The organism is Neisseria perflava, assembly GCF_002863305.2.
Taxonomy (GTDB): Bacteria; Pseudomonadota; Gammaproteobacteria; order Burkholderiales; family Neisseriaceae; genus Neisseria; species Neisseria perflava_A.
Genome location: NZ_CP136962.1, coordinates 576771 through 589274, shown reverse-complemented (window position 1 = coordinate 589274; position 12504 = coordinate 576771). Strand labels below are relative to the sequence as shown.

The following is a 12504-nucleotide window of genomic DNA, read 5'->3' as shown; positions in this document are numbered from 1 at the left end:
TAATCCGTTTCAGACGGCATTTAGAGTAAACCATGTCTGCCCTATTTCCCCTTATCAACCACCTGATACAGCAAAATCCAGAGCAACAGCGCGAGCTGTCTGAATTTGCAGGCAGCATCATCTGCATCAGCCTGACCGGTTTCAGACTGACCGGACGCATCAGCGAACAAGGTTTTCTTGAAACCGCACACGAAACCGCCGACACCAACATCACATTCCACAACAGCGCCATCCAAAAAATCCTCCAAGGCGGCCAGCCCGGCGTGGGCGACATCAGCCTCGAAGGCGACTTGGTCTTGGGCATGTCCGTCCTTCCTATTTTAGGCGGACTGCGCTATTATCCGAGCGAAGATTTGGCGCGTGTATTCGGTCATGTGGCCGCAGAAAGCATCAGTTCGCGCGCCGGCGACATCGGCCGCACCATGAAAAAAATCGGCAAAAGCATTGCCGAGCAAATCAGTGACTTTTCACGCGAACCCGAATCCCCTGTTATCGACCAAGCCACGCTTGCCGCATGGTTGGAAGAAGTGGACAAACTGCGTGACGACGTTGCCCGCCTAAACGAACGCCTCGATCGGCTCGAGCGCGATATCTGGATAGATTAGACACTTAATTTCAGACGGCCTACTACCATGAAAAGCCCATTTAAAAACATCGGTATCGTTACACGTCCCAATACGCCCGAGATTCAAGATACCGTCCACACATTGGTTTCTTTTCTGCGCAAAAACGGCTTTACCATCTATCTGGATGAATTGAGCGTAGAAGAACACTGCGTCTATATCCAAGACTCCGCCTACTGCGAAACCGTAAACAAAGCCCAGCTGGGCAAATACTGCGACCTCGTCATTGTGCTCGGCGGCGACGGTACCTTCCTCTCCGCCGCCCGCGAAGTTGCCCCGCGCGCCGTCCCCATCATTGGTATCAATCAAGGCCACTTAGGCTTTCTTACCCAAATCTCACGCGACACCATGGTTGAGGGCATCCGCCCTGTACTGGAAGGCAAATATCTGCCTGAAGAACGCATCCTCATTGAAGCCAGCATCATTCGTGACGGCGAAACCATCGAACGCGCCCTCGCCCTCAACGACACCGTACTGTCTCGTGGCGGTGCAGGCCAAATGATTGAATTTGAAGTCTTTATTAATCAAGAATTTGTCTATACCCAACGTTCGGACGGCCTGATTATTTCCACGCCGACAGGTTCGACCGCCTACGCGCTTGCCGCCGGAGGCCCCATCATGCAGGCCGGTCTGCACGCCTTCACACTTGTACCTATCTGTCCGCAATCCATGACCAATCGTCCGATTGCCATCCCTGACACCAGCGTAATCGAAATCCTCATTACCAAAAGTGGCGACGCACGCGCACATTTTGATGGACAATCCCATATCGACGTGCAAAACTTCGACCGCATCATCATCCGCCGCTATCACAACCCCTTGCGCGTCCTCCATCCCACCGATTACCAATACTTCAAAACCCTGCGCCAAAAGCTGCATTGGGGCGAACAATTGATTTAAACACCACTTCAATAAATAGGCTTACCATGAAAACCATTTCCCAAACCTTAATCATCGCGCTGTGCGCCCTTTCCTCCCTCTCCGTCTCCGCACACGGCATGCACAAAAGCAAACCCTTGTCCTTTGAAGAATTGCCGAAAATCTGCCAGCAATACTTTACCCGTGCGGATGCGTGTTACCAAAAAGCAGGCGATAAAGCATCGTTCCAACGTGACAACACAAAATACCTGCGCCAAATCCTGCCTGCTGCCGACGTAGGCCAACGTGAACGCATGTGCCAAATTGCCATGGATACATTCGCTGAAAAAACAAAAGGCTTAAATTGCGAATAAAGACCTTCCCCTTAGCTCTAGTAATTTTAATTTCATAAAAAGGCCGTCTGAAACATTAGATTGTTTCAGACGGCCTACTTACAAAAACCCTTTACTTTTTAAGAAGAGACCACAAAATCTACCGTATGCGCTTCACTGTAATCAGGGATTTCCAGCTTTTCTATCATGCGGTGCAACACATCATTCGGAACAGAATGTTCGCGGTTACGGTTTTGCGATAGTAATTGCGTGTAAGGCACTTCCAAATAAATGAGATGCACACGTGCGCCGTAATCGGCAAACATCGGCAGCCATTTACTGCGCAAGTCGCGGTTGAGATTGGTCGCATTGAAGACAAATGACGTACGGGCTCGCAGGTATTCTTTTGCCTGCTCTTTACCCAAACGCACTGCTTCGGCGGTATGTTTGGAATCTGCGGGATTGAGTTTACGCTCACGGCGAATCTCATCGAGCGACAGCATAGGTAAATGGGCAAGATGTTGCCTGATGTAGCTGTCTTTGCCGCTACCTGCTATGGCGCACATGGCGTACACCTCAAAGGTCTGATCATCAAATGGCTGATAATCCGGCATTTCGCTACGGCCGTTAAGATAGAGATAGCGTCCGTAATCGCTGGCGAACGTACGTGCCTTACCCCAACAAGCATTTTCTTCACAGAGTTCACGAAACAAATCAACGCGCAGCAAAATATCCTGTTGGTCGCAACATATACGACCCAGGACATCGGCTTTAGCCAGCATGGCAAGATGTGCAGTGTTAACCTGCAAACTGGCCGCTATGACAGCTCGATCAGGATTAGGCTTGTTAATTGCCCATAAAGGCAATCCGTGCAAGCGCACAAGTTTGGCGATTGCTTCTCTTACGGCAAATGGAGCGGCAAGTTCGGTATACAGTAAAGTACGGGCAGTATGCTCGCCTTTTTTTGCGTGATGCGGCGAAACGATACGCTCTTTACCGTTTTCTATTTCACGCTTGGTCGTACTGCGTTTTTCCACATCATGCAGTATGGCGGCAGCAAACAGAATATGTTGCTCCTGCTCATCAAGCGCTTGAAACTCGGGCAGTTGTAAAAGGGCTTCGCACACCATTTTGGTATGCGTAAATACATCGCCTTCGGCATGCCACTCAGGGTCTTGCGGAACGTCCTTCATATCGGCAAACCAGCTGAAACGACGTTCTAAGGCTTGCCAATCAGGAAGTTGACCGGGTATGTAATATGGGAATGTCCACATAATTGTCTTTCTTATTATTGGATAATTGGACTTCAGGCCGTCTGAAACTGCCAGCTTTGCCAATGGTATTTGTCGTAATCGATAAGACGGGCAGGCTTCCAAGTTTTCGTCCAATGAACGTCGGTTTTAACATGTTTGGCTCGCACCAATTTGAAAAGATTGTCGAATTCATTGGATTGAACAGGCAGTTTGCCGTTGTTGGTGGCAAAATCAGCGGCGTTCCGGATAACAAAACCTTCACTGCATGCCTCTCCTGTGTTCGGATCGTAGCCGCCAAGCTTGCCGGCAGTTTGTACGCTGTCCGTCCACGGCTCTCCCAAATTAGCAGCAAGCCATTGCGCTAAAGCAATATCTTCATTGGCGTATTTTTGAGTGAAATCCGCAAGCGACTGGACAATGGGGATTTCTGGCACAGTCGGAAAATCAAACAGCTGCGCATAAAATTTAACCTCTTCCCATGAAAGCCAATGTCCGCCACGGCGGACTGCAAACAGGTAAAAATAGCTTTCCAATTGCGAATAGGCAATCGAATGAATACCATACATATTCTCGCCAAAAAGTTCGAGATCGCCTAAATCATCTTTAATTTGCTGCCATCGTTGCAGCAAAGGTTTATCCCACGGATGCTGAGTAGGTGCAGCATGGCTACGGGCATAGAGGCCGTGTGCGGCAAAGCAGTTGTTTTGCCCATCTAATTTTTCGGTTAAAACCAATTTCGGCAGTGAGGCAAAATATGAAAGAAAGCCGCGCGGCATAAAGCGGTCGTCTGAAGTCGTGCCGAGGCTGATGGGCGCGTGCAGGCTGCGGGCGTATTTTTGAGGTTCGTCAGTCGTCATAATATTTTTTCCTTTTTATTCATTTTTTAATTTTCTTTTCAAGTATTCCCAGCGACTTGTTATATTTTCCCCACCATATTTCCTTGTTTAGAAACCAAAAGTTGGTCAATTTTCAAGTTTTCGGTATCAATGATTTCAAACTTATAACCGGCATAAACCAGAAAATCCGTACGCTTCGGGATTTTGCGCAGGGAATACATCATAAAGCCGGCGATGGTTTCGTAGTTTTCCGAATTGGGAAACTCTTCAATATCCAGCGCACGCATGACATCGGTAAGCGGCGTGGCGCCATCCACCAACCATGTGTCTTCGGTACGGCGGATAATTTGCGGCTCTTCTTCGGTATTGACCAGCTCGCCCATCACAATGCTCATCACATCTTTCAGCGTTACCACGCCGACCACCAGCGCGTATTCGTTCACCACTACGGCAAAGTCTTCGCCGGAAGTTTTGAAGGTTTCTAAGACATCGTAAAGCGACAGCGTGTCGGGGATGAACAAGGCTTTACGCAACACACGCTTGTCGGTCAGTCGGACATCTTTTTCTTTTAAAAATAAGGTCAGCAGCGTATGCGATTCGATATAGCCGATGACGCGTTCCAAGTCGCCGTCGCATACGAGGAATTTGTTGTGCGGTTTGTCCGACATCATTTCCAACACGGTATCGCTGTCGTCGTGTTTATCGAAATAGGCGATGTATTCGCGCGTGCTCATGGTGGAAGTCACCGTGCGCTCCTGCATATCAAAAATGTTTTCAATCAGATAGTGTTCCTGCTCTTTCAACACACCAGCTTGCGCACCAGCATCAACGACGGCATAAATATCTTCCGAGGTCAGCTGCTCCTGACGAACGGTTGAGATTTTGAAGAGTTTGAATATTGCGTTTGCCAACCCGTCAAAAACCCAGACAAGGGGTTTTAAGATAAAAATCAGAAACATCATCGGACGCACAATGCGTACCGCCACCGCTTCGGGATGGGTCATTGCCATACGCTTGGGCATCAGGTCGGCAATTAAAATAAAGCTGCCTGTAACCAGCGAGAAAGTCAGCAAAGAGGCAACTGTGCTGCCCCAACTGCCTGCATTCTCCAATAGTTTGCCAAAATAAGGACGTATTGCCGCCTCGCCAACGATACCGGCAAGAATGGCGACGGCGTTCAATCCGATTTGGACAACGGTAATAAAACTGCCCGGCTGCTGCTGCATATTGATTACATCAAGCGCACGCGTATCGCCGCCGTCTTTCGCCATGACCTGTAATTTGATTTTGCGTGCCGAAGCAAGCGCGAGTTCGGAACAGGATACAAACGCGCTAATGACAATCAGCAGGCACAATAATAGTAAGGCTTCAAAAATATTCATGAAAAAGTGTGTGTATGGTATAGGTTAAAAATATTCAAACAGCAAAGGCCGTCTGAAAAATTCAATTTGATCTTAGATTTGCGTGTTATTTGTCAGTAATGCGTGAAGTAAATGATGTTTTGGAATAAATTTTACTTAGAAGTAAGTCATATTTTTTTCAGATAATCTTGAGGAAAACCTCATTATCTAGACAGATAAGGCACGACACTTTCCTTCAATATTTCTATTAACTCTTCATCCATGTATCTGTAATTATCAGGAATATCTAAAACAATCATTTCCTTATATTGCAAAGCACGGGGAAACTGTGCCAGCAGACGGCTCTTATGTTTTTGTTCCATTACGAAAATCTTATCCGCCCATGCGATGTCGTCTATGGAAACAGTATGCCGCGCATTGGGGCTAGTCCCCGCAGAACGTGCCTGTACATTTGGATAACGTCGAAATACGGTTTCAGCGGTAGGACTGCGCCATTGGTTACGACTACAAATAAAAAGTGCATTCATAAAAATTAAAAAAGGCGGAAAATATCCGCCTTGTGAAAACCATCTCGATTGAATCGAAAATGTATCTTTTGAGTTAATCAAACCATTCAGCATCAAATTCATGCTGTCTGAACGGATAAATAAAACCCAGTTTTTGTGCACGTTTGATTTTATTGCTGCGGAGATATATCAAATCCCACTTTTTTTCAGGTTTATATTTCAAAGGATTTTTGCCATGTATACGATGACTGGGGCGTTGCTCTTGATGTCGTCGCCATGCACGGCTACGACTTTGATCTAAATTGTCCATTATCTGCTTTCTAATTTTGTTTCGGAAATCGGGTTCAGCAGCCGCGATTTTTTATGTATTCGATTATTCGGCAAAAAATAGGATGACAAAATTATAGCGAAATTAAAGATATAATGCCAATATTAAACAATTTATTACGCTCAAAATAGCCAAAGGCCGTCTGAAACTTGAGACACATTTATTGTTTTAATCATCCAGCGCCTCTTCATCCAAGGATTTCAACCATTTCAGCTTTTCGCCAATTTTGATTTCCAGCCCGCGCGGGACAGGTTGATAGAAATCGGGTTCATCCAAGCCGTCGGGCATATAGCTTTCGCCAGCGGCGTAGGCATTTGGTTCGTCGTGGGCGTAACGGTATTCGCGTCCGTAGCCCAATTCTTTCATCAACTTGGTCGGGGCGTTGCGCAGGTGGACGGGTACTTCGTCGCTGGCGTTTTCTTTAACGAAGCGGCGCATTTGGTTGTATGCCTTGTAGCCCGCGTTGGATTTCGCGGCGGCAGCAAGGTATAACACGGCTTGCGCCAGTGCGAGTTCCCCTTCTGGCGAGCCTAAGCGCTCATAAGTCGCTGCGGCATCATTGGCAATCGTTAAGGCACGCGGATCGGCTAAACCGATGTCTTCCCATGCCATGCGGACAATGCGACGGGCGAGATAGCGCGGGTCGGTGCCACCGTCAAGCATACGGCAGAACCAATACAATGCCGCATTGGGATGCGAACCGCGCACGGATTTGTGTAGCGCAGAAATTTGGTTGTAGAAACTCTCGCCACCCTTATCAAAACGACGGATTTGCGCCCCCAAACTATCGGCAAGAAATTCAGCGGTTAGGGTTTTCAGACGGCGTGTATCGGCAGCACGTAAAAGCTGCTCGATCAAGTTCAACAATCTGCGTGCATCGCCATCGGCGGTATTCACGAGCAATTCTTGCGCATCCGCTTCAATCGTAAAATCTTGGTATTCGGGCAAAGCCAATACTTTGGTAATCAGCTTCTTCAGGTCGTCTGAAGACAAGGATTGCAAGACATACACCTGCGCCCTGCTAAGTAAAGCCGGATTGACTTCAAATGACGGGTTTTCCGTGGTAGCACCGATAAAGGTTAATAAACCACTTTCGACATAAGGCAAAAATGCGTCCTGCTGCGCTTTGTTGAAGCGGTGTACCTCGTCAACAAACAAAATCGTCGCACGCCCTTGCTGCAAGGCAATTTCAGCTTTCTCAATTGCCTCACGTATGTCTTTTACGCCGGAAAATACGGCGGAAACCGGCAGAAACTGGGCATTGAAACTCTGCGCCAAAATCCGTGCCAGCGTGGTTTTACCTACGCCCGGCGGTCCCCACAGCAACATAGAATGCGGCTTCCCGCCTTCCACCGCCACGCGCAAAGGTTTACCTTCGCCGATTAAGTGCTGCTGCCCAATGACATCATCTAAAGAATGCGGGCGCAAGCGTTCGGCTAAAGGGGCTTCGGGTTGGCGGGCGAAAAGGTCGGACATAGCGGCTTTCGTGCTGATTGATTAAAAAGAAAACTCGCTAGCATTATACGGCAGTTTCGCAAACTCACATATCGGGCCGCATTACGGTATAATACATGCTATTTTGAGAACTCTTCGGGCGTTTCAGACGGCCTTGCTAACAGGAAACATCATGACTTCAAAAACTCTTTTGGCAGCTGTTACATCAGCTTTCTTATTGGGTGCATGCGCTACCGGCGGCGAATCTTTCGGCGGCTTGGGCAGCGGTACAGGTATCGGCAGCAGCGTAGTGAAAATGGCGGTAGACAGCCAATGCCGTACCGAATTAAACAAACGTAACGAATGGCGCGTCATTGCTTTAGCCATGAGCGCGGAAAAACAAGCCGAATGGGAAAATAAAATCTGTGGCTGCGCCAGCGAAGAAGCGCCAAATCAATTAACTGCAACCGAAATGATGCAGGTTTTGAGCCCGGCAACCCGCGATCAGGCCATTGCTTCCGTTACCGCGAAAACGGTTACCGCCTGCTTCAAACGACTCTACAAATAATCGTTCAGACGGCCTTTTTTAATATCGAGGCCGTCTGAATTCGTTTTGACTTTCTATTTGAATTTTAAATATATAGAGAAGAAACCATGAAATACATCAGCACCCGCGGTGCAACCGCACGCAAGCAATTCAGCGAAGTTTTATTGATGGGTTTGGCTCCTGACGGCGGTTTGATGCTGCCTGAGCAATACCCTCAAATCGACCGTGCTACTTTAGACCAATGGCGCACACTCAGCTATCCAGAGCTGGCGTTTGAAGTCATGAGCCTGTTTGCCACCGACATCCCTGCTGATGATTTACGCGATATCATCAACCGTACCTACACCGAAGAAGTATTCGGTACCAAAGCCATTACTCCGGTGCGCACACTTTCAGACGGCATCAAAATCCAAGCTCTGTCCAACGGCCCGACTTTGGCATTCAAAGACATGGCCATGCAATTCTTGGGCAATGCGTTTGAATATGTATTGAACAAAGAAGGCAAAGAACTCAATATTTTAGGCGCCACCAGCGGCGACACCGGCTCTGCCGCCGAATATGCCCTGCGCGGAAAAAAAGGCGTCAATGTCTTCATGCTGTCTCCGGAAGGCAAAATGAGTGCATTCCAACGTGCACAAATGTTCAGCCTGCAAGATGCCAACATCCACAACATCGCTGTTGAAGGCATGTTTGACGACTGCCAAGACATCGTCAAAGCCGTACAAAACGATGCCGAATTCAAAGCCAAATACCACATCGGCACAGTCAACTCTATTAACTGGGGCCGTATCGTCGCCCAAGTCGTGTATTACTTTGCCGGTTATTTCAATGCCACTTCGAGCAATGACGAAAAAGTCAGCTTCTGCGTACCAAGCGGCAACTTTGGCAATGTCTGCGCCGGTCATATCGCCCGTCAAATGGGCCTACCCATCCACCGCTTGATTGTCGCCACTAACGAAAACGACGTATTGGACGAATTTTTCAAAACCGGTGCATACCGCCCGCGCAACAGCGAACACACCCACGTTACTTCCAGCCCGTCTATGGATATTTCCAAAGCCTCCAACTTCGAGCGTTTTGTGTTTGACCTGATGGACCGCGATGCAGACGAAATCAAAACCTTATGGGCGGAAGTAGGTTCCGGCAAAGGTTTCAATTTGGAATTTGTCTTAAACAAAGTACATCAACAATATGGCTTTGTTTCCGGCAAATCGACCCATGCCAACCGCCTTGCCACCATCAAACAGGTTTACGAGCAAGATCATGAACTGATTGATCCGCATACAGCTGATGGTGTCAAAGTAGCGCGTGAAGTCCGCGAAGCCGGCGAAACCATCGTCTGCCTCGAAACCGCACTGGCCGCCAAATTTGAAGCCACCATCCATGAGGCTGTCGGCGAAGTTTCCATCCCTCGTCCGGCCGCATTGGAAGGCTTGGAAAACCTGCCGCAACGTGTCCGTGTTGTCCCTAATAATGCAACAGCAGTGAAAGACATCATTAAGGAAGCCCTGGCTTAACCGGCCGTCCTTGACGACTGCACAGGCCGTCTGAAAAAGTTTCAGACGGCCGCAACCGATATTTGAGAAGTGGGTAACATTATTGCCAAACCCACCACGCCGCAGTCGTTCCTAATATAAAATCAAGGTGTTAAAACAATACCAACTCCTTTTGACTTTCAATTGCAAACATTGTAATGACAGATATTTTCGTTTAGAATTGCATGTTTGCTCTAAATTTGGATTGATATGCAGACAACACAAGCCACATCCAACTGGGAGCTATACAAGCGCTTGCTTGGATATTTGAAAAGCTATTGGAAGATGTTTATCGTCTCCGTAGTGGCCATGCTGATTGTCGCCGGTACGATGCCGGCTTTCGGTTACTTGCTCAAACCTTTGATCAATGAAGGTTTTGTCGATAAAAACATGAAAAGCATGTCATGGTTGCCACTGGCAATTGTGGCGCTGTTTTTCGTTCGCGGCCTGTTCAACTTCATTAACGAATATTGCACGACTTATCTGTCCAGCCACTTGGTGCAGCGCTTGCGCGGTGAAATGTTCAACAAAATGATGCACCTGCCGACTTCGTATTTCAGCAGCAATACCGGCGGCCGTTTGATGTCTCGTATCTTGAACGACGTCAATCAAATTACCGATGCAGGGTTTAACGTCATTACCGTGATTGCTAAAGACGGCGTGAGCGTAGTCGGCCTGTTGGGCTTGCTGACTTATCTGAACTGGCGTTTGACCCTGATTACTTTTATCATCTTGCCGGTTGTTGCTGTATGTATCCAAACAGTCAGCAAACGCCTGCGCAAACTGTCTGCCAACAACCAAATTTATCTTGGCCAGCTGATGCAGGTCTTGGGCGAAAGCATTAATGGTGAACGCGTTGTAAAAATCTACGGCGGTCAAGATTATGAAAATCGCCGCTTCAACCGTATTGCCGACGATGTGCGCCGCAACCTGCTCAAACAGGTTTCCGCCAGCTCTGCGGGTACCGGCATTACCCAATTAATGGCTTCGGTTGCACTGGCTGCGATTATTTATGCAGCCGCACGCCAAGCAGGGCTTTCCGGCTTCAGTGCAGGCGATTTTATGTCGTTTTTGTCCAGTATGATCATGATGTTTGACCCCATCAAACGCATGACCGGCGTGATGCAATCCCTGCAGCGCGGTTTGGCGGCGGCTGAAAGTGTCTTCACATTTTTGGATCAGCCCGAAGAAAGCAACGAAGGCAAACAAATCCTCAGCCCAAACCCTGACGATATCGAATTTTGCGATGTTGTACACCGCTATCCTGAAGCCGAACGTAACAGCTTGAACCACATTAACCTGCTTGTACCGCAAGGCAAAGTGACTGCCTTGGTTGGCGCATCGGGTTGCGGCAAAACCACCTTGGCCAATATGTTGCCACGCTTCCTCAATCCGGATGAAGGCAAGGTCTTGATTGGCGGCATCAACGTCAATGAATATACGCTTGAAAGCCTGCGCAGCCGCATGGCATTCGTCAGCCAAAACGTTGTCCTGTTTAATGGTACGATTGCTGAAAACATTGCCTATGCACAAGCTGACAAATTCAGCGAAGAAGAAATTATTAATGCCGCAAAAGCAGCCAATGCCTGGGAATTTATCCAAAAAATGCCGCAAGGCCTGCACACTGAAGTTGGCGAAAACGGTTTAAAACTGTCCGGCGGCCAACGTCAACGCCTCGCCATTGCGCGTGCGCTTTTGAAAAATGCGCCGATTTTGATTTTGGACGAAGCCACCAGTGCATTGGATAATGAATCCGAACGTTTGGTACAAACTGCATTGGAAAACCTGATGCAAAACCGTACCACATTGGTGATTGCCCACCGACTTTCAACCATCGAAAAAGCCGACAATATCGTTGTCATGCACGAAGGCAATGTCGTCGAACAAGGCACTCACCATGAATTGATCCGCGCAGGCGGACGCTATGCCGACCTGCACAGCCTCAGCGAAAAATCAGCCAAACCGGCAAGCAAGTAGCTGAACACCATATTACATTCTTTTTATTAACCTTGGCCGCCCCGACCTACCCTTTTCAGACGGCCTTATCCGACAGGAAATATCAATGGCAGCATTCAACACCCAGAAAGTCTTGTCCGTACACCACTGGACCGACGCTTACTTCACTTTCACCTGTACTCGTGACGAATCTTTGCGCTTTGAAAACGGCCAGTTCGTCATGGTCGGCCTGATGGTTGACGGCAAACCGCTGATGCGCGCATACAGCGTGGCTTCTGCCAACTGGGAAGAGCATCTGGAATTTTTCAGCATTAAAGTACAAGACGGCCCATTGACCAGCCGCCTGCAACACCTTAAAGTCGGTGATGATGTCCTCATCAGTAAAAAACCGACCGGTACACTGGTTGCCGGCGACCTGAATCCGGGCAAACACCTCTACCTCTTGAGCACCGGTACCGGTATCGCCCCTTTCTTGAGCATTACCAAAGATCCTGAAATTTACGAGCAATTCGAAAAAATCATCTTGGTTCACGGCGTACGCTACAAAAAAGACTTGGCATACTACGACCGCTTCACCAAAGAATTGCCCGAACACGAATACTTGGGCGACTTGGTTAAAGAAAAATTGATTTACTACCCGATCGTTTCACGCGAAGAATATGTACACCAAGGCCGTCTGACCGATTTAATGCGCAGCGGCAAACTCTTCGAAGACATTGGCCTTCCCAAAATCAATCCGCAAGACGACCGCGCCATGTTGTGCGGCAGCCCTGCCATGTTGAAAGACACCTGCAACGTCTTGGACGAATTCGGCCTGACCGTTTCTCCGAAAACCGGTGTCCGCGGCGACTACCTGATTGAGCGCGCATTCGTCGATCAATAATGTATCCCCGGCAGCAGGCCGTCTGAAACCCTTCTTTCAGACGGCCTAAACC

At 48.4% G+C, this 12504-nt stretch carries 13 protein-coding genes; 7 read left to right on the top strand and 6 right to left on the bottom strand.

Annotated elements, in window-relative coordinates:
- The first annotated feature begins 32 nt into the window (after positions 1–32).
- The 3 genes from CYJ98_RS02610 to CYJ98_RS02600 are packed head-to-tail and all read left to right on the top strand — an operon-like array spanning position 33 to position 1855.
- Positions 33–605, top strand: coding sequence for a ubiquinone biosynthesis accessory factor UbiJ (locus CYJ98_RS02610; protein WP_101755172.1), 573 nt, complete (start codon positions 33–35; stop codon positions 603–605).
- 27 nt (positions 606–632) lie between these two features.
- The gene (locus CYJ98_RS02605; protein WP_101755171.1) at positions 633–1523 is read left to right on the top strand and encodes an NAD(+) kinase; all 891 of its coding nucleotides are present in this window, start codon (positions 633–635) and stop codon (positions 1521–1523) included.
- A gap of 26 nt (positions 1524–1549) precedes the next feature.
- Positions 1550–1855 carry a hypothetical protein gene (locus tag CYJ98_RS02600; RefSeq protein WP_003746349.1) on the top strand — a complete coding sequence of 102 codons (306 nt, stop codon included), beginning with the start codon at positions 1550–1552 and terminating at the stop codon, positions 1853–1855.
- Between the two features lie 98 nt (positions 1856–1953).
- On the opposite strand, the gene CYJ98_RS02595 is transcribed toward CYJ98_RS02600, so the two are convergent.
- The 6 genes from CYJ98_RS02595 to CYJ98_RS02570 all read right to left on the bottom strand — a co-directional run bounded on the left by CYJ98_RS02595 (position 1954) and on the right by CYJ98_RS02570 (position 7573).
- Positions 1954–3087 (bottom strand): AAA family ATPase, encoded by a 1134-nt coding sequence (locus CYJ98_RS02595; protein WP_101755170.1) that lies wholly within the window; start codon positions 3085–3087, stop codon positions 1954–1956.
- A 32-nt stretch (positions 3088–3119) separates the two neighbouring features.
- The gene (locus tag CYJ98_RS02590) at positions 3120–3923 is read right to left on the bottom strand and encodes an RNA ligase family protein (RefSeq protein ID WP_240315438.1); all 804 of its coding nucleotides are present in this window, start codon (positions 3921–3923) and stop codon (positions 3120–3122) included.
- A 59-nt stretch (positions 3924–3982) separates the two neighbouring features.
- Positions 3983–5284 carry a hemolysin family protein gene (locus tag CYJ98_RS02585; RefSeq protein ID WP_101755168.1) on the bottom strand — a complete coding sequence of 434 codons (1302 nt, stop codon included), beginning with the start codon at positions 5282–5284 and terminating at the stop codon, positions 3983–3985.
- A 182-nt stretch (positions 5285–5466) separates the two neighbouring features.
- On the bottom strand, positions 5467–5892 hold the full coding sequence (locus CYJ98_RS02580; RefSeq protein ID WP_240315439.1) for a low molecular weight protein tyrosine phosphatase family protein: 426 nt from the start codon (positions 5890–5892) through the stop codon (positions 5467–5469).
- Positions 5864–6079 (bottom strand): hypothetical protein, encoded by a 216-nt coding sequence (locus tag CYJ98_RS02575; RefSeq protein ID WP_070824389.1) that lies wholly within the window; start codon positions 6077–6079, stop codon positions 5864–5866. The genes CYJ98_RS02580 and CYJ98_RS02575 overlap by 29 nt, the downstream gene beginning before the upstream one ends.
- A 186-nt stretch (positions 6080–6265) precedes the next feature.
- Positions 6266–7573 carry a replication-associated recombination protein A gene (locus CYJ98_RS02570; protein ID WP_101755166.1) on the bottom strand — a complete coding sequence of 436 codons (1308 nt, stop codon included), beginning with the start codon at positions 7571–7573 and terminating at the stop codon, positions 6266–6268.
- 151 nt (positions 7574–7724) lie between these two features.
- Here CYJ98_RS02570 and CYJ98_RS02565 point away from each other — a divergent pair, with 151 nt between their 5' ends.
- From CYJ98_RS02565 to CYJ98_RS02550, 4 genes are all read left to right on the top strand, one after another.
- Positions 7725–8099 (top strand): hypothetical protein, encoded by a 375-nt coding sequence (locus CYJ98_RS02565; protein ID WP_004519975.1) that lies wholly within the window; start codon positions 7725–7727, stop codon positions 8097–8099.
- A gap of 86 nt (positions 8100–8185) precedes the next feature.
- The gene (thrC, locus tag CYJ98_RS02560; protein WP_101755165.1) at positions 8186–9595 is read left to right on the top strand and encodes a threonine synthase; all 1410 of its coding nucleotides are present in this window, start codon (positions 8186–8188) and stop codon (positions 9593–9595) included.
- 228 nt (positions 9596–9823) lie between these two features.
- Positions 9824–11590, top strand: coding sequence for a lipid A export permease/ATP-binding protein MsbA (msbA, locus tag CYJ98_RS02555; protein ID WP_101755164.1), 1767 nt, complete (start codon positions 9824–9826; stop codon positions 11588–11590).
- An 85-nt stretch (positions 11591–11675) separates the two neighbouring features.
- Entirely contained in the window at positions 11676–12452 is a 777-nt protein-coding gene (locus CYJ98_RS02550) for a ferredoxin--NADP reductase (RefSeq protein ID WP_101755163.1), read from the top strand.
- The last annotated feature ends 52 nt before the right edge of the window (positions 12453–12504 follow it).

What these genes read in the sequence shown, in the direction of transcription:
- CYJ98_RS02565 (WP_004519975.1), top strand. Translation starts at nt 7,725, where the DNA reads ATGACTTCAAAAACTCTTTTGGCAGCTGTTACATCAGCTTTCTTATTG.
- CYJ98_RS02585 (WP_101755168.1), bottom strand. Translation starts at nt 5,284, where the DNA reads ATGAATATTTTTGAAGCCTTACTATTATTGTGCCTGCTGATTGTCATT.
- CYJ98_RS02605 (WP_101755171.1), top strand. Translation starts at nt 633, where the DNA reads ATGAAAAGCCCATTTAAAAACATCGGTATCGTTACACGTCCCAATACG.
- thrC (WP_101755165.1), top strand. Translation starts at nt 8,186, where the DNA reads ATGAAATACATCAGCACCCGCGGTGCAACCGCACGCAAGCAATTCAGC.
- CYJ98_RS02590 (WP_240315438.1), bottom strand. Translation starts at nt 3,923, where the DNA reads ATGACGACTGACGAACCTCAAAAATACGCCCGCAGCCTGCACGCGCCC.
- CYJ98_RS02575 (WP_070824389.1), bottom strand. Translation starts at nt 6,079, where the DNA reads ATGGACAATTTAGATCAAAGTCGTAGCCGTGCATGGCGACGACATCAA.
- CYJ98_RS02570 (WP_101755166.1), bottom strand. Translation starts at nt 7,573, where the DNA reads ATGTCCGACCTTTTCGCCCGCCAACCCGAAGCCCCTTTAGCCGAACGC.
- CYJ98_RS02610 (WP_101755172.1), top strand. Translation starts at nt 33, where the DNA reads ATGTCTGCCCTATTTCCCCTTATCAACCACCTGATACAGCAAAATCCA.
- CYJ98_RS02600 (WP_003746349.1), top strand. Translation starts at nt 1,550, where the DNA reads ATGAAAACCATTTCCCAAACCTTAATCATCGCGCTGTGCGCCCTTTCC.
- CYJ98_RS02580 (WP_240315439.1), bottom strand. Translation starts at nt 5,892, where the DNA reads ATGAATTTGATGCTGAATGGTTTGATTAACTCAAAAGATACATTTTCG.
- msbA (WP_101755164.1), top strand. Translation starts at nt 9,824, where the DNA reads ATGCAGACAACACAAGCCACATCCAACTGGGAGCTATACAAGCGCTTG.
- CYJ98_RS02595 (WP_101755170.1), bottom strand. Translation starts at nt 3,087, where the DNA reads ATGTGGACATTCCCATATTACATACCCGGTCAACTTCCTGATTGGCAA.
- CYJ98_RS02550 (WP_101755163.1), top strand. Translation starts at nt 11,676, where the DNA reads ATGGCAGCATTCAACACCCAGAAAGTCTTGTCCGTACACCACTGGACC.